The 19,582-nt window shown below is 41.1% G+C and carries 17 protein-coding genes and 1 pseudogene; 11 read left to right on the top strand and 7 right to left on the bottom strand.

Annotated features, from left to right (window positions below; all coding sequences use genetic code 11):
* Positions 1-117 precede the first annotated feature (117 nt).
* Positions 118-330, top strand: a pseudogene (locus G3569_RS04660) (DUF2784 family protein); the annotation flags it as partial.
* Here G3569_RS04660 and G3569_RS04655 read toward each other — a convergent pair.
* Both G3569_RS04655 and G3569_RS04650 read right to left on the bottom strand, forming a co-directional pair.
* A complete protein-coding gene (locus tag G3569_RS04655; protein WP_165266575.1) occupies positions 327-1,370 on the bottom strand; it encodes a DnaJ C-terminal domain-containing protein in 1,044 nt (347 codons plus the stop codon). The pseudogene G3569_RS04660 and the gene G3569_RS04655 sit on opposite strands and share 4 nt — an antisense overlap.
* A 284-nt stretch (positions 1,371-1,654) precedes the next feature.
* A complete protein-coding gene (locus G3569_RS04650; protein WP_165266573.1) occupies positions 1,655-2,194 on the bottom strand; it encodes a PDZ domain-containing protein in 540 nt (179 codons plus the stop codon).
* Between the two features lie 128 nt (positions 2,195-2,322).
* Between G3569_RS04650 and G3569_RS04645 the strand changes: the two genes are divergently transcribed.
* The 4 genes from G3569_RS04645 to G3569_RS04630 all read left to right on the top strand — a co-directional run bounded on the left by G3569_RS04645 (position 2,323) and on the right by G3569_RS04630 (position 5,389).
* The gene (locus tag G3569_RS04645; protein WP_165266571.1) at positions 2,323-2,640 is read left to right on the top strand and encodes a hypothetical protein; all 318 of its coding nucleotides are present in this window, start codon (positions 2,323-2,325) and stop codon (positions 2,638-2,640) included.
* Between the two features lie 88 nt (positions 2,641-2,728).
* Positions 2,729-3,700, top strand: a complete 972-nt coding sequence (locus G3569_RS04640) for a 6-bladed beta-propeller (protein ID WP_165266569.1) — start codon at positions 2,729-2,731, stop codon at positions 3,698-3,700.
* Positions 3,687-4,580 (top strand): ABC transporter ATP-binding protein, encoded by an 894-nt coding sequence (locus G3569_RS04635; RefSeq protein WP_165266567.1) that lies wholly within the window; start codon positions 3,687-3,689, stop codon positions 4,578-4,580. Before G3569_RS04640 ends, G3569_RS04635 begins: the two co-directional genes overlap by 14 nt.
* Positions 4,581-4,858: 278 nt before the next feature.
* Entirely contained in the window at positions 4,859-5,389 is a 531-nt protein-coding gene (locus tag G3569_RS04630; protein WP_205720034.1) for a hypothetical protein, read from the top strand.
* 228 nt (positions 5,390-5,617) lie between these two features.
* Here G3569_RS04630 and G3569_RS04625 read toward each other — a convergent pair whose 3' ends face one another.
* The 5 genes from G3569_RS04625 to G3569_RS04605 form a co-directional block, all read right to left on the bottom strand.
* Positions 5,618-7,111 (bottom strand): Do family serine endopeptidase, encoded by a 1,494-nt coding sequence (locus G3569_RS04625; RefSeq protein WP_165266563.1) that lies wholly within the window; start codon positions 7,109-7,111, stop codon positions 5,618-5,620.
* A 162-nt stretch (positions 7,112-7,273) separates the two neighbouring features.
* Positions 7,274-7,702 carry an Hsp20/alpha crystallin family protein gene (locus tag G3569_RS04620; RefSeq protein ID WP_165266561.1) on the bottom strand — a complete coding sequence of 143 codons (429 nt, stop codon included), beginning with the start codon at positions 7,700-7,702 and terminating at the stop codon, positions 7,274-7,276.
* A gap of 284 nt (positions 7,703-7,986) precedes the next feature.
* Positions 7,987-9,369 (bottom strand): 3-deoxy-7-phosphoheptulonate synthase class II, encoded by a 1,383-nt coding sequence (locus tag G3569_RS04615; protein WP_165266559.1) that lies wholly within the window; start codon positions 9,367-9,369, stop codon positions 7,987-7,989.
* 131 nt (positions 9,370-9,500) lie between these two features.
* Positions 9,501-10,541, bottom strand: coding sequence for a WG repeat-containing protein (locus G3569_RS04610; RefSeq protein WP_165266558.1), 1,041 nt, complete (start codon positions 10,539-10,541; stop codon positions 9,501-9,503).
* An 81-nt stretch (positions 10,542-10,622) separates the two neighbouring features.
* Complete coding sequence (locus tag G3569_RS04605) at positions 10,623-11,276, bottom strand: hypothetical protein (protein ID WP_165266556.1); 654 nt, start codon at positions 11,274-11,276, stop codon at positions 10,623-10,625.
* 138 nt (positions 11,277-11,414) lie between these two features.
* Between G3569_RS04605 and uvrA the strand changes: the two genes are divergently transcribed.
* The 6 genes from uvrA (at position 11,415) to secD (ending at position 19,567) form a co-directional block, all read left to right on the top strand.
* A complete protein-coding gene (gene uvrA / locus G3569_RS04600; RefSeq protein WP_165266554.1) occupies positions 11,415-14,270 on the top strand; it encodes an excinuclease ABC subunit UvrA in 2,856 nt (951 codons plus the stop codon).
* A 205-nt stretch (positions 14,271-14,475) separates the two neighbouring features.
* Positions 14,476-15,663, top strand: coding sequence for a glycine C-acetyltransferase (gene kbl / locus G3569_RS04595; protein ID WP_165266552.1), 1,188 nt, complete (start codon positions 14,476-14,478; stop codon positions 15,661-15,663).
* Between the two features lie 11 nt (positions 15,664-15,674).
* A complete protein-coding gene (locus tag G3569_RS04590) occupies positions 15,675-16,643 on the top strand; it encodes an NAD-dependent epimerase/dehydratase family protein (protein ID WP_165266550.1) in 969 nt (322 codons plus the stop codon).
* 130 nt (positions 16,644-16,773) lie between these two features.
* Positions 16,774-16,980 carry a hypothetical protein gene (locus G3569_RS04585; protein WP_165266549.1) on the top strand — a complete coding sequence of 69 codons (207 nt, stop codon included), beginning with the start codon at positions 16,774-16,776 and terminating at the stop codon, positions 16,978-16,980.
* Between the two features lie 123 nt (positions 16,981-17,103).
* Complete coding sequence (locus G3569_RS04580) at positions 17,104-17,652, top strand: hypothetical protein (protein WP_165266547.1); 549 nt, start codon at positions 17,104-17,106, stop codon at positions 17,650-17,652.
* Between the two features lie 94 nt (positions 17,653-17,746).
* Positions 17,747-19,567, top strand: coding sequence for a protein translocase subunit SecD (secD, locus tag G3569_RS04575; protein ID WP_165266545.1), 1,821 nt, complete (start codon positions 17,747-17,749; stop codon positions 19,565-19,567).
* Positions 19,568-19,582 lie beyond the last annotated feature (15 nt).

The raw sequence follows: 19,582 nt of genomic DNA, 5'->3' as shown, positions 1-19,582 counted from the left end.
ACAAATTATAAACCATTAAGTATTCCATTGATTGGTTAACGGGAAAGGTCCGAAAGGGGGCTTATTAGGCTGCCGGCTATGACCTTTCTCTGGTTATAGCATGGCTTTGGTTATTGTCACTCTACACACTGGCACTGGCAGGTACGTCAGAAACTGGGGGAGACTGATATGCCCAATTCCTATATTCAGTTTTTGATTCAGCAATTAACGGGGATAGAACTAAGCGCTATGATAGTAGATTTTACAACAGCCAGTTGTTTCTTTTTAGTACTGCTGATTTCACTCTATCTGAATTTCAAGGACTTTAAAAAGAAAGAAATTGTTGCTTAACTATCTCTTTCTTTTGCCAACTTATTAAACAGTTTCTCTTCTTCTTTTGATAAGTTCTCAGGTACTTGCACCTGCATGCGGGCTAACAAGTCACCTTTGTTTGAAGAGTTACGGAATTCGGGCATGCCCATGCCATTGAGTCTAAACAGTTTACCACTTGAAGTGCCTGCAGGGATTGTTAGTTTTGCTTTACCTGCAATAGTATCAACCACAGTATCACCTCCGAGCACAGCCGTATAAAGATCAAGGGGATGATCGTAGTACAGGTTATTCCCTTTGCGTTCATAACCTTCCGGCATATCAATACGAACGGTCAAAAGAAGATCGCCGCGAGCACCACCGCGGGCTTTGGTAGATCCTTTCCCTTTTAATTTGAGGCGCTGACCATCTTCTATACCGGCAGGTATTTTAACTTTCATTTTTTCGCCGCCCACACGGATTGTTCGAGAAGTTCCGTTGTAGGCTTGTTTCAGTGGGATGGTAACTTCGGCGTTTAAATTCTTCTTGGCTGTAGCTTGCCGGCCCTGTTGTCTGGCATTGCTTTGGTAGCGGCGAGAGCGTTGGCTTTGGGCTTGCTGTCCAAAGGGGCTGGCACCGCCTGCCCCGCCAAAAATAGTTTCGAAAAAGCTGGAAAAACTGCGCCCTTGTCCCTGTTGGGCTCCGCTTCGTCCACCACCGCCTCCGCCAAAGAGGTCATTGATGTCGAATCCGGTTTGATACTGTTGTCCCCCATTACTGTAGCCACGGCTCCGGCGACTTTGACGAGCATAATCAGACCAATCAAAGCCATCAGCAGTACCGCCGGCACGCTGATATTTTTTCCAGTCTTTACCGACTTTGTCATACAACTTGCGTTTCTCAGGGTCTTGCAATACTTCGTATGCCTCACCAAGCTCTTTAAATTTGTCCTCAGCAGAGGGGTCATCGGGGTTTTTATCCGGATGGTATTTAGCCGCTTTCTTACGGTATGCCTTCTTTATCTCATCCTGAGAAGCATTTTTGCTAACACCCAGTATGTCGTAATAGTTTTTGTATTCCATAATGTTATTGTGGCATCATAGAGCTTTTTCGAGATTTCACTATATAAGAGAGCAAATAAAGTGCCAGAATCCAAAAGCTAACGAATTGTCAAGTTAATAGCAGTAGTTCGTCAGCTTGTCATAAAAAAAGCCCTCCTGTGTGGGAGAGCCTCCTGTATCTAGCTATAGTGATCATCTACCTCATAACTCAAAGGCAACTAAACAGTTATTTTCATCGGTCAGAACCCGAAGTAAACCTACATCTTTTTCTTGTTCTAACAGATTATTGATGGCATCATTAAAGTCTATTGATTGCCAACACTGGTAATAACATGTCCTTGACGCAGGCCCTGCCGGTAGGCTTCGCTTCGTTGTGAAATTTGACTTACAACCACCCCTTCTTGGTCTTGGTCCAAGTTAAGCTGTTGTGCAATTTCAGGTGCTAGATCTTGCACACGAAAACCCAGCTGTTTTTCCATTGTTTTATCAGTAGTAGTCTGTTCATCCATAGTCAGTTCATTGGGCAGTTCCCCTAGAGTAACAGATATCTTTTTTGTTTCACCGTCCCGTAAAATATGTAACTGTATCTTATCACCGGGACTCGAAGTAGCAATGTTTGTATGAAAGTTTCCATAATTTAATATTTCTTTCCCATTTAGCTTTTGGATAATATCGCCTTCTTGAAGTCCGGCTTCTTTTGCGGGGGTATCTTCATTTACTTGGTTTACGACAATGCCCCTGTTGCTATCCAACTCTAATGCTTTTGCCAGGGTAGGGGTAATGTCCTGTCCTGCAATATCAAGATAAGCACGTACTACACGCCCATTTTTGATAATTGATTTCATTACGCGTTTGGCAATATCAACCGGTACGGCAAAGCCGATGCCGTCACTGCCGAATTAATATTTGGGAAAGAATATATATATATATGTTAATAACAAGCGCTTTAACCAACATTAATTAAATTATTGTTATGAATAATTTACAAGGACTACTTAAGATCATAGTTATACCAGTTGTATTACTAGGATTTGTAACTTTAACTTTCAATATACAGTATCAAACAACAGAAACTGATGCAAATGAGGGAGAATTCTACAGTGTTGCGATATCACTCGTATCTTCAGCTTTTGCAAAAAAGGAAGAATCAGAAAATGATAAGGCCAGAGATAAATGTATCACTGGATGTAATGAGGATTATACTGGAGATACATTCTTTGACGGTGCGCAGAGAAGTGGGTGCCGTGCTGGTTGTGATATCGCTTATTACTGGAATGAAATTACTGGTTAAAGTTTAATGCCATAATTGTATTTGTAGGCTGCAGGCTTCTAAAGCTGTAGCTTTTTTATTTTTAAAGATTGTTGAATACCTTAATAACATGAAAAAAAAATTTAGATACATATTAGGTTTTTCAGCTTTATTTGTATTCTTGTGCAATAGTTGTGCTAAAAATAGGTCTGCTCCATCAGAAGAAATTTTATCTGTTGACAGTACTTTAATCAGAGGTCCTAATGATTCAACTTCATACTTCAAAAGTTCTGGTCTATTAACGAACGATAAATTTATTTTTGTAATAGATAAATCCAATCGAGAAGTATTAAAATTTAATAAGAAGGGAGATTTCTTGTCGAAGTGGGGCAAAAAGGGCAAAGGACCTTGTGAGTTAGACAAACCTTTATTTGGTGATTTGAGATACGGTTGGATGGCAATACCTGATTTAGATGCCAATAAAATTATTTTAATTAGAGAGGACTTTTCTGAATGTAAAGAAATATTAGTTAAGGAGGGGCGGCCTTTTGATGTTTCATTTGATAATAACAGAAATTTAGTGGTTCAGCTTTATAGACCAAATGGCGTTATTTTTGAAACCTATAGCTTAAACAAAGAATTATTGAACAGGTTTTTTCAAGTTAATCCGGATGATACGGCTTTATTAAATGCGGGAACACTAACAGTTGATGGCAATAATAACCTTATATTTGCGTACCGCTATAAAAATCTAGTTCAAATTTATGACTCTGCTGGTAGGTTAAAGAAGTCCTTTAATTTACCTTTTCTAACTAATGAAATTAAACTATCAACAATTGGCACTCCACAAAATACGTTTATCCAAAATGTAGAATTTGATCCAACTAACGAAGAAATACTTTTTCTTAAAGGTGGTATTTATTCTGATATTAAAAGCTACATTTATTTGTTTGATTTGTCATATTCATATCTTTATTCAGTAGATGTAGAACTTTCTTCTGGGATCATTGAATCCGGTAGCTCCTCTAACTTTTACATAACTGGTGGTTTTGAATCTGAAATTTGGGAAATTTCAAAAAATAAAAGATATGGAAATAATTAAAGCTAAGAACATATCTAAATCTTATAAAAATAGACTATTTAGCAGCACTGACAGTGTTTTAAAAAATCTCAACCTGACTATAAAACCAGGTGAAGCATTTGGCTTATTAGGAAGAAATGGTGCTGGTAAAACTACCTTTATTCGTATTATTTTGGGGCTACTATCATTTGAAGGAGGGAGTTGTAAAGTCTTCGGGGAAAACCCAAAAAATCCAGTAAAAAATTCTAGAATTGGTTATTTGCCGGAGAGGTTTAATTCGTTTGGCTTTCTGAAAGGGCATCAATTTTTAAAAGATATGGGTAATATAGATTCTTTAAGTAGCAACACGAAAGTTTCAGAATTAATACATTTATTGAACTTTGAAAGCTATGTTGACAAAAGGATTTCCAAATACTCGAAAGGTACTAAACAAAAACTATTACTGATACACGCTTTCTGTAATGATCCAGATTTATTAATTCTGGACGAACCTACTGATGGCCTAGATCCAATGGCAAAAGACGCAGTCCGAAAAATTCTAAAGAATACAAAAAAGAATGGTAAAACGATTCTAATTAATTCTCATTTACTAGGTGAAGTGGAAATGATTTGCGATAAAGTGGGTATTTTAGATCAGGGTAGTATCTCAAAGACTTACGATATTAATGATCTAAAAAAGAAAGAGGTCTTACACCAAATCACAATTGCGTCCGATGAATCTATACCCGAGAACAACCTGTTTTTGACGGTGGGTTCTAATGAAGCCTATCACTATCTTAATGTAAGCACTGAGAGTATCAATGAGGCATTGCGCATACTAGACCAAAACAATATTAGTATTATCTCAATCGAAAAAAAACAATTTGATCTAGAAAAAGAAGTTATAAAATATTTAAACTGAAAATGAGACTAACACCAGTAAGAATTTATTTAAGGAAATTATCTAAATCTAAACTACTCTACCTAAGTATAATCATATCACTATTCTTAGGATGGTTTCTATTGTATAGCTACAATTTTGAGTTTTCTAAAAGAGTAATTTTAGATGTTAAATATTTGGGTAGGCCATCGACAGTTACTGGATACGGTGATAGTTTCATGATATATATATCGATTGTTTTATTATTGGGTATCTTCATAACATCATCCCACTCACATATTTTTTACAGTACCCCATTTATGGATTTCTTTTGTGTTAAGCCTATAAGTAGAGCTCAAATTTTCTTCAATCAATATCTAGGTATGTTTAGCATATTTGCTTTATTGATAACGTTATTTTGGTCAGCTTTTTTTATTCAACTTTTAATCAATTTCAGTTTTATACCATTAGTATACTTTTACGCCTTTTTTACAAATATAATTGTTGCCGTATTGATAGTTCCATTCATTTTGCTTGTAGGTTTACTTGCAGATAGTACTTTAGTTGCTATCATTTCTTCTCTAACTATATTACTAATTCTGCCTATGTTTTTGGAAGTTAGGGTTAAACTCCTTTATCCTTTGATTGAGAATAATGTTTGGTATAAATTTTTGGATTTAAATTATCATCTTTTTCCAAAAGTGACGGTAATGCTGCAAAAAATTAAGGAAGTCATCATTTATCAGCAATTTACAATATCAAGTTTTAAAATTTTGAATTTCCTTTCTGTGAGTATAATTGCTCTAATAGTTGATTTAGGAATTATTAACAAAAAAAATTTTCATGATTGAAACTATTCATTTAGCACATCGATAGAAACTCTCGTCACTAACTATTGTATGATATATATGTGCTCTTTTCTCTAAAACATTATTTCAAATAGTTTTATCATTTTTCGGCTATTTTCCAATATAATATCAGGTACATGATAAAAATAATTAATTTCGTCAGCTTGTCATAAAAAAAGCCCTCTGAAATTAACCAGAGGGCTTCAAATTGTGAGAATTTTAGTTGATAGCTTATAACTCGAAGGCGATAAGTTGACTGGCATTTTGTGTTTTAACACGGAGCAAGACAATATCCTTCTTTTGTTCCATAAGCCTGTTCATCGCTTCATTAAATTCAGAGAGGTTTTCTACGGGTTTTTTATTAACCTCAGTAATTATAAACCCTCGTCTTAGCCCTTGCTGATAAGCATCACTACGGCGTGAAATTTGAGTAACGACAACGCCATCCTGGTTACTGCTAACTCCTAGTTCTTGCGCTATTTCAGGGGTCAAGTCAGTCACACTAAAACCTAACTGCTTTTCTAGATTTACATTAGGTCGGTCTTGATTGTTATCAGCCATTAAATCTTGCGGGAGTTCACCAAGCGTTACAGTGAGAGTCATTTTTTCCTCATTGCGTACAATACCTAGTTTGACCTTTGTGCCTGGCGAAGAGGTGGCAATAGCGGTGCGGAAAGAATTCCAGTTTCGCACAGGTTTGCTATTAATGGTCTGGATAATATCATCTTCTTTAAGGCCGGCTTTGTCAGCAGGACCGTCTTTTTCTACCGCACCTACAATTATTCCATACGATTTGTCTAGTCCTAAAGCTCGTGCCATGGTGTCGTCAACTTCGCCCCCGGTAGTAATACCCAGGTAGCCGCGAACTACTTTACCTTTTTCGATAATTGATTTCATAACGCGCTTTGCAATATCCACCGGCACCGCAAAACCGATTCCATCACTTCCACCAGAGCGGGAAGCAATAGCGGTGTTAACGCCAATTAACTCTCCATTCATGTTAACGAGTGCGCCCCCTGAGTTCCCTGGGTTAATAGCAGCATCCGTTTGGATAAAGTTCTCATAACCGGCACCTTTTTCAATGATCCCAATGCTACGATCTTTGGCAGAAATTATACCCATAGAAACAGAGTGGGCGAGGCCATTGCTTAGGGGACTTCCAATTGCCAGTACCATCTCGCCAACGCGGGCTTTTTCACTGTTGCCGAGCTTGATAACATCAAGGTTTTCAGCATCTACCTTCAAAACAGCAATATCAGTTCGGGGGTCGGTACCCACCACCTTGGCTTTGTAGACTTTATCGTTATATAGTTGTACTTCTACTTCATCTGCTTTTTCAACTACATGATTATTGGTGAGTATATATCCATCTTGAGATACAATAACCCCGGAACCTTGTCCTTCTCTTTCGTAGCGTTTGGGTTGCTGCTCTCGGGGATCCCCAAAAAAGCGGCTAAGGGGATTAGGGCGAGCTTGTACCGTTTGGGTAACGCTGACCGTAACTACCGTTGATTTTGCTTCTTCGGCGACGTCAACAATAGCATCATTAAATTCTTGCAGTGAAGGTGCGGACTCATTTTTTACTTTTTCGGCGTTATCATTGCCCGGGAAATCCGGAAACGAAAAGATAGAGGCTTGATTAGGTTGTAGATCAATCGAATAAAAGCCGATTACTAATACGGCGGCTATTGCCCAAAGTGCATAAGTTGAACGAGATCGTTTCATAATGAACTCCGTTTTATAATACAGGATTAATAATTTTTACATTCTGACAGTTCAATAAACAACTGGGAACCAAAGATTATTGTGCAGTATTAATAAAAAAGAAGCGGGAGCACCTGTTCACGGGTACTCCCGCATGTTGGGGATTGTCAGATCAGCGTAGTGTTAGCTGATTTCAATTTTCTTAGTTACTTCTTGTTCACTCTTTTGGATAGAGATATTTAACAATCCGTTGTCATATGTTGCTGAAATACTGTCCTCATCAACATTGTCGGGTAATTGGAAAGAGCGTTCAAAAGAACCATACTTAGATTCTACCCGGTGAAATTTCTTACCGGTTTCTTCTTTCTCAAAACTGCGTTCACCGCTTATAGAAAGACGGCTGTTTTCTAAGTTGACAGCAATATCATCTTTTTCCATTCCCGGAAGCTCTGCAGTAATCTGAAAGTCTTCTTCAGTTTCAGAGATATCAATGCTGGGAACGAACGAATTACGCCGTGAATTCACAGCGTCGTTGAAAAATTCGTCCATGATATCAGAAAACTGCTTCGACATCGCATTGCTACCTGGTCGTGTATATTTCATAAGTGTCATAATTGGTACCTCGTAATTATTTTTATTCGATGTTGGTTGAATCAAATTCACTTTTAAGGGAGCAATACCTATGCCAACAGGATATAGAGGTACAAATTATGACATTCAGCCAATGCAGGTCTGCGTTTTTTACAGGCTTGTGAGAGAAGGGTGAAAAAAATGTCACAGCCCATTTAGTCAAACCGACAGGGGAGCTGTATTTGTGACAGGAGGGTAGGTAACCGGATAATGGGTTAATAGTTATCAGTATATGCACCAATAACTATTAACCACTAACCAGTATATTACTTATAGCTTTCGTTCCATTCTTTGGCAATAAGAAAAGCTAACTCCAGGCTCTGCTGGTAATTCAAGCGGGGATCACAGTAGGTTTCGTAGTTTTCATGAAGTTCTCCCTCATGCAGGCCTTTAGCTCCACCTACGCATTCAGTAACGTTATCGCCGGTAAGTTCAAGATGAACGCCTCCGAGATAACTGCCCTGATCGCGGTGGATAGCAAAGGTTTTTCGTATTTCAGAAATGATAGCATCAAAATTACGCGTCTTGATATTATCATCAGTAGCAAAGGTATTTCCGTGCATAGGGTCACAACTCCACACAACGGGCATCCCTTCATGTTTTATCTGTTTAATCAGATCCGGCAACCCTTCTTCAACCTGATCTTCACCAAAACGAGTAATGAGTACAATCTTACCCTGTTCGTGTATAGGATTCAGCCGCTCGATAAGTTTGAGCGTATGATCCATATCATAGTTAGGGCCCATTTTAATACCAATGGGGTTTCGGATACCACGCAGGTATTCTACGTGGGCTCCGTCGAGGTCGCGTGTTCTGTTACCTAACCATACCATATGGGCACTCAGGTTATACCAGCCCTGGCGACGCGGTACGCGCTGGGTCTGTGCAGAATCGTACCAGAGATTAAGTCCCTCGTGGGAGGTATATACATCAATTTTTTGGAGCGTATTAAACTGGTTAGGAGTAATGGTCTCCATAAAGTTTACGGCTTTCTGGATGGAGTTGACCATCGCTTCATACTCCTTGTAGTACTCATTTTCCTGCATAAAATCGAGCTCCCAATATTCAGGGTGATGCAAGTCAGCAAATCCTTCGTTGGAGAGCGCTCGCAAGAAGTTAAGGGTGAGCGAAGCTTTGTTATATCCCGTTAGTAATCGTTCGGGGTCGGGAATACGCTGTTCAAGTTCGGGCGTAATACTGTTAATAAGATCACCGCGATAATTAGGGATCTTTTCTCCGTCAACGATCTCATAGTCGCTAGAACGTGGCTTGGCATACTGTCCGGCAATACGGCCCACGCGTATAACAGATGTTTCCATCTCATGGATCAGGATAAAACTCATCTGCATTAAAACCTTAAGCAGGTTTACAATCTTTGGAGATTTACAGTCCGCAAAACTTTCGGCACAGTCCCCACCTTGCAATAAAAAGCCTTTTCCGGCTGATACATCAGCAAGGCGTTTTTTTAGGGCTTCAACTTCCCAGGAAGTGATTAGTGGGGGATTATCGCGTAATTGATTATATACCTCCTCCAATTCTTCTTGGTTGGGATAGGTTGGAAGCTGTTTAACCGGATAATCTTTCCAGGAAAGCGGAGACCAATCGTTTGGATTTGCTACTTCGGGAGCCACAGTTTTTTTGGAGTACATTGCAAGTATTATTCTAGGTACATTCTAATAAACCCCTAAGGATACCGAAATATGCGCATAGGAGCAATTGAAAAGGGGTTATAGTTTGTTAATTACTTTTTTTGGTAGCTTTTATATCTATATAAGAGAGGTTAGCTTAAAGGTTCTAGTACAAATATTCCCTGTTTGTTAATATATCCATATTTATTTCCCAGTTTAACCATAGCCATACCGGATTGAAAGTTCCAGGCGTGGTCGTAAATGGGTTCAGCTATCATGTTGCCTTGGGCATCAACAAAGCCAAATTTATTATCCACCTTAATACGGGCAACACCATCACGAAAGCTAAACGCTTTATCAAAACGGGGTTCGATGATGAACTCTCCACGCTTATTAATAAAACCATACTTCTTTTTGTCAAGGTTGTTTTTGTCTTGGGGCATGGCAACCGCAGCTTTACCTTCAGAAAACGGTTCCGCTTCTAGGTATTTAGAGGCAATGATAACAGCGCCATTCCTATTGATGTATCCCCACTGTTTGTAATTGAGTTGTACCGGGGCCAGGCCTTCAGAAAAAGATTTAGCTTGGTCATAGGTCGGTTCGATAACCGTTTCACCTTCTTTATTAATATATCCCCACTCATTGTGAGTAGATGTTTGTACAAGTGCCAGTCCTTCGCTAAAACTTTTTGCAGCATTAAACTGTAATGGGATAGGGTGATCTCCATCAGAAGTGATATATCCCCAATTCCCGTTTCTCCGTTTTTGAACTGCAGCAAGTCCCTCACTAAAAGAGTAGGCATTATAGAATTTTGGCTTAATGATATAATTGCCTGATCGATTGATAAAGCCAAAGTGCCCCCCTTCTTGTACCAGGGCAATTCCGTTTTTAAATGGTTTGCCGTAGTCGAATTGAGGTTCAATTGCAATGTTACCGTTACTGTCAATATATCCTACGGTACCCAAAAAATTGACTGCGGCCAATCCCTCAGAGAATTGATAGGGCCATAACCTGTTATTTAGAAAACTAAATTGGGCAGATATTTGGCGGGTTAGATTTGTATCCAGAAAGCCAACCTGGTTATCTTCGACATATGGATATAATGATGTTTTTGTAGTAGGTGAATTAATTGTTTTACAAGAGACTAATAGTAGTACTAGTACTATAAAGCCATTGAAGAATGAATTACGCATGAGAGTAGTTGTGCTGATCTTTTTGTAGAGTTATATGTTTGTTTTGCTTTTAATGGAAACAGGACACAAATGTTTCCACAATTATACCTTATAAGCCGTTGAAGGTATGTGGTCACTATCTTGTGTGATACTTTTGTATGCTATAGCTGTTGCCATTGTGGTGAGTGGATAGGTTATAACAATACCCACTCCGAAGAGTAGTATACCCAAGAGGTTAAGGGTGATGACTACCAGTTGCAGTAAAAAGAGTTCTAAGGTGAGGCTTTGTGACAAAAAAAAGCTTTTTTTTAGTGCAGTGAAGGCTGAGACCTCTTCTTCGATGATAATATAAGGGTAGAATTGAAAGCGAACGTAAATATAGATGCCGGGTACTACTAAGAGAAATAGACCTAATATAACGGCAATACCATAGAGGAAGCTGGCAACAAAATAGCTTAAGAATGTTCTAAAGTTGTTGAACATATCAACTACCTCTACATACTTATCCTGTGCCAGTTGTAACATAATTTTGATGAATCCCAGGCTCAGGAATACTTGTGCGAGGGTAATAATTAAAGAGATAAATTGAGATTCTGTTGTTGGCTGTTGGGGAGCACGCAACATAAAGTGTATTCTCGGGATTACACCGAGTACAAGAAAGGTAAGCATGGCTCCTATAATAAAAGAGGTATACTTGCCGTATTGTTTTGTGCTAAATTTAAAGAGTTCGACGAGATCAATGGACAGATCCTTCATCCAGACGAATTACATGAGAGAGTTACAGTTATAAGCGGTGTTTCCGGGTGAGTAAATTTATCGGGAAATAAAGCTTCAAAAGATACGATTTATTCGTATTTTTTACAGTTTAATTAAATCTAAAAATATGGACGTACTTTGCGAGAAAATATAGTCATCCGCGGCGCGCGCGAACACAATCTCAAAAATATTGATGTTAATATTCCCCGGGAGCAGCTTGTTGTGGTGACCGGTATTTCGGGATCGGGAAAGTCTTCGTTGGCTTTCGATACCATTTATGCCGAAGGACAACGTCGTTTTTTGGAATCTCTGTCGGCCTATGCCCGTCAGTTTTTAGGAATGATGGAGCGTCCCGAGGTAGATTTTATTGATGGTTTATCTCCCGTAATATCAATTGATCAAAAGACGACCAATCGAAATCCCCGTTCCACGGTAGGTACAGTAACAGAAATTTACGACTTTTTGCGCTTGTTATATGCACGCATAGGGGTGCCGTATTCCTGGAAATCGGGGAACAAAATGGAGAAACAGACGGCTGATCAAGTTGTGTCAACCATCATGGATATGCCCGAGGGCACAAAAGCATATTGTTTAGCACCGGTTGTACGTGGCCGAAAAGGACATTATCGCGAACTTTTTGAACAGACGATGAAGCAGGGTTTTGTGCAGGTTCGCGTAGATGGCGAGCTGATGGACCTGGAAGAGGATATGAAGGTAGACCGGTATAAAAGGCACAATATTGAGGTAGTTGTCGACCGGTTTGTGATTAATGAAAAGAGTGAAAAGCGTATTGCAGAGAGCGTGCGATTGGCTCTTGAGATGGCCGAAGGAAATGTGATATTATCAGTACCGAAAGAAGAGGACGGTGATGTTGTTTTTAAAGATCACCTGTACTCGCAAAATCTGTTCGATCCCGAAAGTGGATTGGCCTACGAAGATCCGGCTCCCAATATTTTTTCCTTTAACTCACCCTATGGCGCCTGCCAAAACTGCGATGGCTTAGGGTATTCCTATGATGTGGACCGCGACCTGGTTATTCCCAATAAAGAGCAGACTATTGAAGATGGTGCTATTCGGTTTTTGGGAGAACCGCGTGATATCTTTGCCTTTAAGCAGTTGCAAGCAGTTCTGGATACGATGGATCTTGATTTTGAAACTCCTATCAAAGAATTTCCGGATGGGGCTATTGATCTGCTCTTTGAAGGCGGAGGCGATAAGAAGTATGATGTAAGTTATGATTTTCGTCAAGACAATGTGACCTATAAACACTCCTTCAAAGGACTGCGAAATATGATTCGCGAGCAGTACGAGGAGAGTAAGTCGAATAAAAAGCGCGATAAAGCCAAAGCATATATGGCCCGTATCGATTGCCCGGATTGTGGTGGCGGTCGATTGAACAAGGAAGCTCTCTCTTATCGTATCGACGATTATACCATTGATGAGCTGGTGAATATGGATATTACGACGCTCCGGAATACGATTAATAACCTGGAGTTGAATGAGCGACAGCAAAAAATTGGCAGCCAGGTACTCAAAGAAGTACGCGACCGTGTCGACTTTCTGCTGAATGTTGGTCTTAACTATTTAACGCTTGATCGTGAAGCCCAAACCCTAAGTGGGGGCGAGGCACAGCGCATACGCCTGGCAACCCAGATAGGAACCCAGCTGGTGGGCGTGCTGTATATCCTGGATGAACCCAGTATCGGTTTGCATCAGCGGGATAATGTGAAGCTGATAAAATCACTTCAGACTTTGCGGGATCTGGGGAACAGCGTAATAGTTGTAGAGCACGATCGAGAAACAATTGAGGCTGCAGACTATGTGCTTGACCTGGGACCGGGAGCCGGAGAGTATGGCGGAGAAATCGTTACAGAGGGCAAACCCGAGGATCTTGATCCCGATTCAATGACTGCCAAGTTCTTGAAGGATGAAGAGGTCGTTCCCTATCCTGATGAACGCCGAGAAGGTAATGGTAAATCGGTACGTCTCGAAAATGCACGGGGACATAACCTCAAAAACCTGGATGTTGAGATACCGCTGGGTAAGTTTATCTGTGTAACCGGTGTTAGCGGGAGTGGTAAAAGCTCACTCATTAACCAGACGCTGGAGCCTATTTTGTCTTCTGAGTTTTATAATTCAAAATCAGTCCCCCTTCCATACGATGAGGTGCATGGTATCGACAATCTGGATAAGATCATTTCGGTGGATCAAAGCCCGATTGGGCGTACGCCGCGATCTAATCCCGGAACGTATACCAAGGTGTTTGATCATATCCGTAAGTTGTTTGCTGAACTGCCCGAATCAAAGATTCGGGGGTACGACCAGGGGCGTTTTTCCTTTAATGTAAAAGGCGGTAGATGTGAAGCCTGTAATGGAGATGGAGTTCGCAAAATTGAGATGAACTTCCTGCCTGATGTCTATGTGGATTGTGAGACGTGTAAGGGTGCCCGGTACAATAGGGAAACGCTGGAGATCTATTACAAAGAGAAAAATATATCTGATGTATTGAATATGTCGATTAATGAAGCCCACGAATTCTTTGATTCGGTGCCGGCTATTAATCGCATACTGGGAACACTTGTTGATGTAGGTTTGGGCTATCTCCGTCTTGGTCAGCCAAGTACGACACTATCCGGTGGAGAAGCACAGCGTATTAAGCTGGCACGAGAGCTTGCTAAAGTAGGTACCGGCGATACGCTTTATATCCTGGATGAGCCTACTACCGGCTTGCATTTCCAGGATGTACGTATGCTTGTTGATGTGGTTCAGCAGCTCGTAGATAAAGGCAATACCGTTATTGTTATTGAGCATAATCTTGACCTCATTAAGGCAGCTGACTGGATCATCGATCTCGGTCCGGAAGGGGGCGTAGAAGGTGGAGAGATCCTGACACAAGGAGCGCCGGAGGATGTCGCCAAGGTAGAAGAAAGTTATACCGGGCAGTATCTGCAAGAAGAGTTTGAACGGGAAGAGAAACAGAAAGTAAAAACGTAATACTACTGTCAGTTCGGTAGATGAGGACCTCATGCAGATTGTTAGTTCTGCCAGTCCTTCTTATTTTAGATTTGAAATTTTTAAGCACCTGGATTTTATTCACTTATCCTTTTTTGAAAGAGAATAAGCCAGAGAATGCATTGTTAACGTGCAGTATGTTGATTGGTTAAAGCAGTAAAATTATTACTAAATATCATTACAGATTATGGGTAAGAAAATTAAGCAGCGGTTACAAGGAGAACTCGAAGAGTTAAAAGAAGAAGGCCTTTATAAGGAGGAACGGATTATAACCACGCCCCAGGGCGCCGTTATCAAAACGGACCAGGGGAAAGAGGTTATCAACTTCTGTTCCAATAATTATTTGGGACTTTCATCGCACCCGCGCGTCTTGGAGGCTGCTAAGAAAACGATTGATGAATACGGATATGGGATGTCATCAGTTCGGTTTATCTGTGGTACACAAACCATCCACAAAGAACTGGAAGAAAAACTAGCTGAATTTCTTGGTACCGATGATGCTATCCTCTATGCTGCTGCTTTTGATGCCAATGGCGGGATTTTTGAACCACTTCTCGGTCCGGATGATGCGATTATTTCGGACCGCTTGAATCACGCATCTATTATTGACGGCGTTCGTCTCTGTAAAGCTGATCGCTATGTTTATGAACATAATAACATGGACGCTCTGGAAGAGAAATTACAAGAAGCTTCTGATGCAGAAGTGAAAGTAATTGCCACCGATGGTGTCTTCTCTATGGATGGCACTATCGCTCAGCTCGATAAGATTTGTGACCTGGCCGATAAATATGATGCTTTAGTAATGTCCGATGAGTGCCACGCTACAGGTTTTATTGGTGAAACCGGCCGTGGGGTGCATGAGTATCGTGATGTAATGGGACGTATCGATATCATTACCGGAACGCTTGGTAAGGCCTTGGGTGGTGCATCCGGTGGATTTACCGCTGCTAGCCAAGAGATCGTAGATATGCTTCGTCAGAAATCGCGTCCTTATCTCTTTTCCAATACGCTTGCGCCTGCGATAACGGGAGCTTCTATTGAGGTGCTGGATCTGCTGAGTGAGACTACGGAACTTCGAGATAAGCTCGAAGAGAATACTACTTACTTTAGAGAGAAGATGACCGAAGCCGGTTTCGATATTAAGGAAGGCTCCCATCCCATTATACCTATTATGTTGTACGATGCTAAAAAGGCCCAGGAATATGCCAAACGCCTGTTAGATAAAGGGATATATGTTATCGGCTTTTATTATCCGGTGGTGCCCAAAGGAGAAGCACGGATTCGGGTACAGCTTTCTGCGGCCCATGACCGGGAGCATCTGGACCAGGCAATAAAGGCATTTACGGAAGTTCAAGAAGAAATTGAAGAAGCATAAGAGATAAAAAAATGGGTAAGATTTTAATTACAGGAGCTTGTGGCCAACTGGGAAGCGAGCTCACCGAAAAGCTGCGTTCTATCTACGGTAAAGAAGAAGTTGTTGCTACCGATATTCAAGATCCCCCGGAGAGTATCTCCGATGGTCCGTTTGAATATCTGGATGTGATGAAAAAAGATGCTATTGCCAAGGTTATTGATGAGCATGATATCAAAGAGGTGTATCACTTGGCAGCTCTATTGTCAGCTAAAGCTGAACAAAATATAGAGTTGGGCTGGAAACTCAACATGGATGGGCTGTTGCATGTGCTGAACCTGGCGAAAGAAAAATCGCTCGACAAAATATTTTGGCCCAGTTCGATAGCTGTTTTTGGCCCCGACGCCCCCAGCAAGGATACCGGACAAAATGTAGCGCTTAACCCTACCACCGTGTATGGTATTAGCAAGATGGCCGGTGAGCAATGGTGCTCTTATTTTCATGAGAACTTCGGCGTTGATGTACGAAGCTTACGGTATCCCGGGCTCATCGGATATAAATCGTTACCCGGTGGCGGTACCACAGATTATGCCGTAGATATCCATTATAAAGCACTGAAGAATGAACCGTTCAGCTGCTTTTTGGATAAAGATAATGCTCTGCCCATGATGTATATGGAAGATGCCATTGATGCTACTATTCAACTGATGCAGGCTGATGAAAGTGATATCGAAATACGAACAAGCTATAACCTTTCGGCCATTAGTTTTACGCCCGAAGAGATAGCCGAGGCTATCAAAAAGCATATGCCCGGATTTGAGATCAGTTATGATCCCGATTATCGAAAGAAGATTGCCGACTCTTGGCCCGACTCTATTGATGATAGTCCGGCGCGCGAGCAGTGGGGATGGAATCACGAGTATGATTTGAATAAGATGGTAGGGGATATGTTAGCAAATATACCCAAGGCTAATCCCGAAATGCTGAAGGCAAAGGAAGCCTGATAGATGTTTGTTCTGATTTCATGATAAATAAAGCCCGAAAGCAGTTCTGCTTTCGGGCTTTATTATTTGGCATATTAGTGTAGATTCGGCATCTTGAAATAAATCCTTCCACCAAATAAGGAGGTTTATTATGAAGTTCTTCTATGAATGTTTAGCAGTGTTTATAGGGTTATCCATTCTATTAACAGCAGGGGTTGAATGGTTTGTTGATCCTCAAATTCCGTTACAGGCAACCATGTTATTTACGGTATTTATGAGCCTGTTGCTTACCTTACTCTATGGCTGGATCGCTGATGTGTATATATATAAGCGACAACCTGAACTTGAGGAACGTTAATAACAGTTTAGGCAGGTTATAGGAAGGTATTGCCGGGGATTGGTGGCAGCAATACGTTTTTTTTAATGTTTTAGAAAGAAAGCATTTGTCCAGCTCTTTGTTTCTCCCTATTTTCTGCCACTGATGAAACGACTCCGTACACATATCGTGCAGTTTATTATTGTGCTGCTTATTTGCAGTGGCTTCAGCCTGTCGTTGGTACAGTCTGCCCAAGCCCGGCATTCGACCAACGCTTTTGCAGATTGGTTGGGTACAATGGCCAAAACAGCTAATGGAGCCGACCTGCAGCAAGAGCTGGAAAACTTGCGTCAGTCAGAAGATCATCTCGATAAAGTTATAGAGAGAGCATCCCGCATTGTTAGCAATAACAATGAAGAGTTTGCTTTTTCGTATGACAAGTCGATGGCTTCGCAACAGCTTTATGAGATGTTGCTTATCGAATGGAATCAGTTCCAGACCGGTAATGAAATGTCAAGTGTACCCGTTCAGCAGACGGTCAAGTCGTTGATTGTTGTCAAAACGGATAAGTATCCTTTCAATAATTCAGTAAATACTTATTCTGATAAGCACAAAAAGACGTTACACCGACTGGGACAAACTCCTGTATTTAAGAATTACTTTTCTATTGCGTTAATACCGATGGTTGGTGGCATTGCAATAGGCGCACCTTAATACTTCCTCTCTCTTTTCCAATTTTTTCACCACTCCTGTTTGTAAGGGGTACTATTTTTGAAACGCAATTCTAAAATTTTTAAACCGAATTATTATGCAAGGTAATGGAACGAAATTAGTCGCTATCGCGGCCTTTCTATTAATAGCAATTTATTATTTGTGGCCAACATTGGCTAATACCTTAGAGCAAAACTATATTGAAGATTTGCCCGAAGCCGAACGTGTTGAGTATAAAGAGGAAAATACACAGCGTCTGCAAGAACTGCGTCAAAATTCTCTCTCATTAGGTCTCGACCTTCAGGGCGGTATGCACGTTACGATGGAAGTTGGTACCGCAAAGCTTCTTCGTGAGCTGGCCGGAAATAATGCCGATACGACTCTCAACAACGTTATCAAGGCAGCTCAAGAACAAGCGATTGAAAATGATACCGATTTTATTGATGAGATGGTCTCAGAGTTTGAGCAGCGTTATCCCGATGGAAGACTCAGTCGTTATTACCGATCCGAAGCGGAGGATATCACGCGACGATCAAGCAACGAAGAGATCAAAAAATATCTTAAAAAGCAACGCGATTCTGCCGTTGACAGGGCGATGGAAATTATCCGTACCCGTGTAGACCGTTATGGTGTGACCGAGCCGGCTATCTTTAAGCAGGGCAACAGCCGTGTTGTTGTTGAACTGCCCGGGGTGGCCAACAAGAGTCGTATCCGTGATCTCTTGAAAGGTACTGCACGACTGGAGTTTCGTCTTGTAGGGCAACCCGATCAGATTAGCTCTACAAAAGAACGAATTGTTAGCTATTACAACCAGCAGGCCCAGTCCGATACTTCCGATACCTTGCAGCAAGGCGGACAACAAAATCCACTGTTAGAAGTATTGAATCCACGAGGCCGAAACCCATATTCAGTTGGATATTCCACAGGGCGAGATACTGCTCGTGTGAATGAATTGCTTCAGAAGCCGGAAGTACAAGAGCTTATGCCTCGCAGTCTAACATTGATGTGGGGCGCTACTCCTTTCCAGACTACACAGCAGGGCCAAGAGCTGTTTGAGCTTATTGCGGTACGTTCTGATGTAGAAATGACCGGTGATGTTATTTCTGAAGCGAGTGTAAACTTTGATCAGACGACCAACCAGCCGCGGGTATCAATGAATATGAATGCCGAGGGGGCACGTCGATGGGCTCGGATTACTGGTGCTAATATCGGGAAACCCATTGCGATTGTATTGGATGGTTATGTTTATTCTTACCCAAACGTGGAAACCAAAATTTCTGACGGACGCTCTTCTATCAGTGGAATTGGCGATGTAAAAGAAGCAGAAGACCTTGTTAATATTTTACTTTCCGGTGCATTGCCCGCCCCACTCGAAATTATTGAAGAACGAACCGTTGGTGCTACCTTGGGTGAGGAGTCGATTCAGGCCGGTTTCTATTCGACTGCGATCGGGCTTCTTATTGTCGTCCTATTTATGATTGCCTACTACCACGCGGGGGGTGCTATTGCTGACCTTGCGCTACTACTTAATATCATCTTTATACTGGGTATTTTGGCGGCCTTTAAGGCCACACTTACCTTACCCGGTATCGCAGGTATTGTATTGACCATTGGTATGGCCGTAGATGCAAACGTGCTGATATTTGACCGTATCAGGGAAGAGAAAAGGAGTGGAAAAACCCTGCGCGCTGCTATTGAAGGTGGGTATTCCAACGCCATGAGTGCTATTATAGATGCCAACGTCACGACCTTCTTTGTCGGTATTATCCTCTACAGTTTTGGGGTAGGACCAATTAAAGGTTTCGCCGTCACCTTGATGGCCGGTATTGTTGCATCACTGTTTAGTGCTATTGTAATTACCCGCGTTGTGGTTGATTACCTGACCCGCGAAAAATCAGCTGAAATAAGCTTCGGTTAATTCATAAAGAAATTC

It is taken from the genome of Fodinibius halophilus (assembly GCF_011059105.1).
Taxonomy (GTDB): domain Bacteria; phylum Bacteroidota; class Rhodothermia; order Balneolales; family Balneolaceae; genus Fodinibius; species Fodinibius halophilus.
Note: the sequence above shows the minus strand (reverse complement) of the source record. Positions and strands in the feature narration are given on the sequence as shown.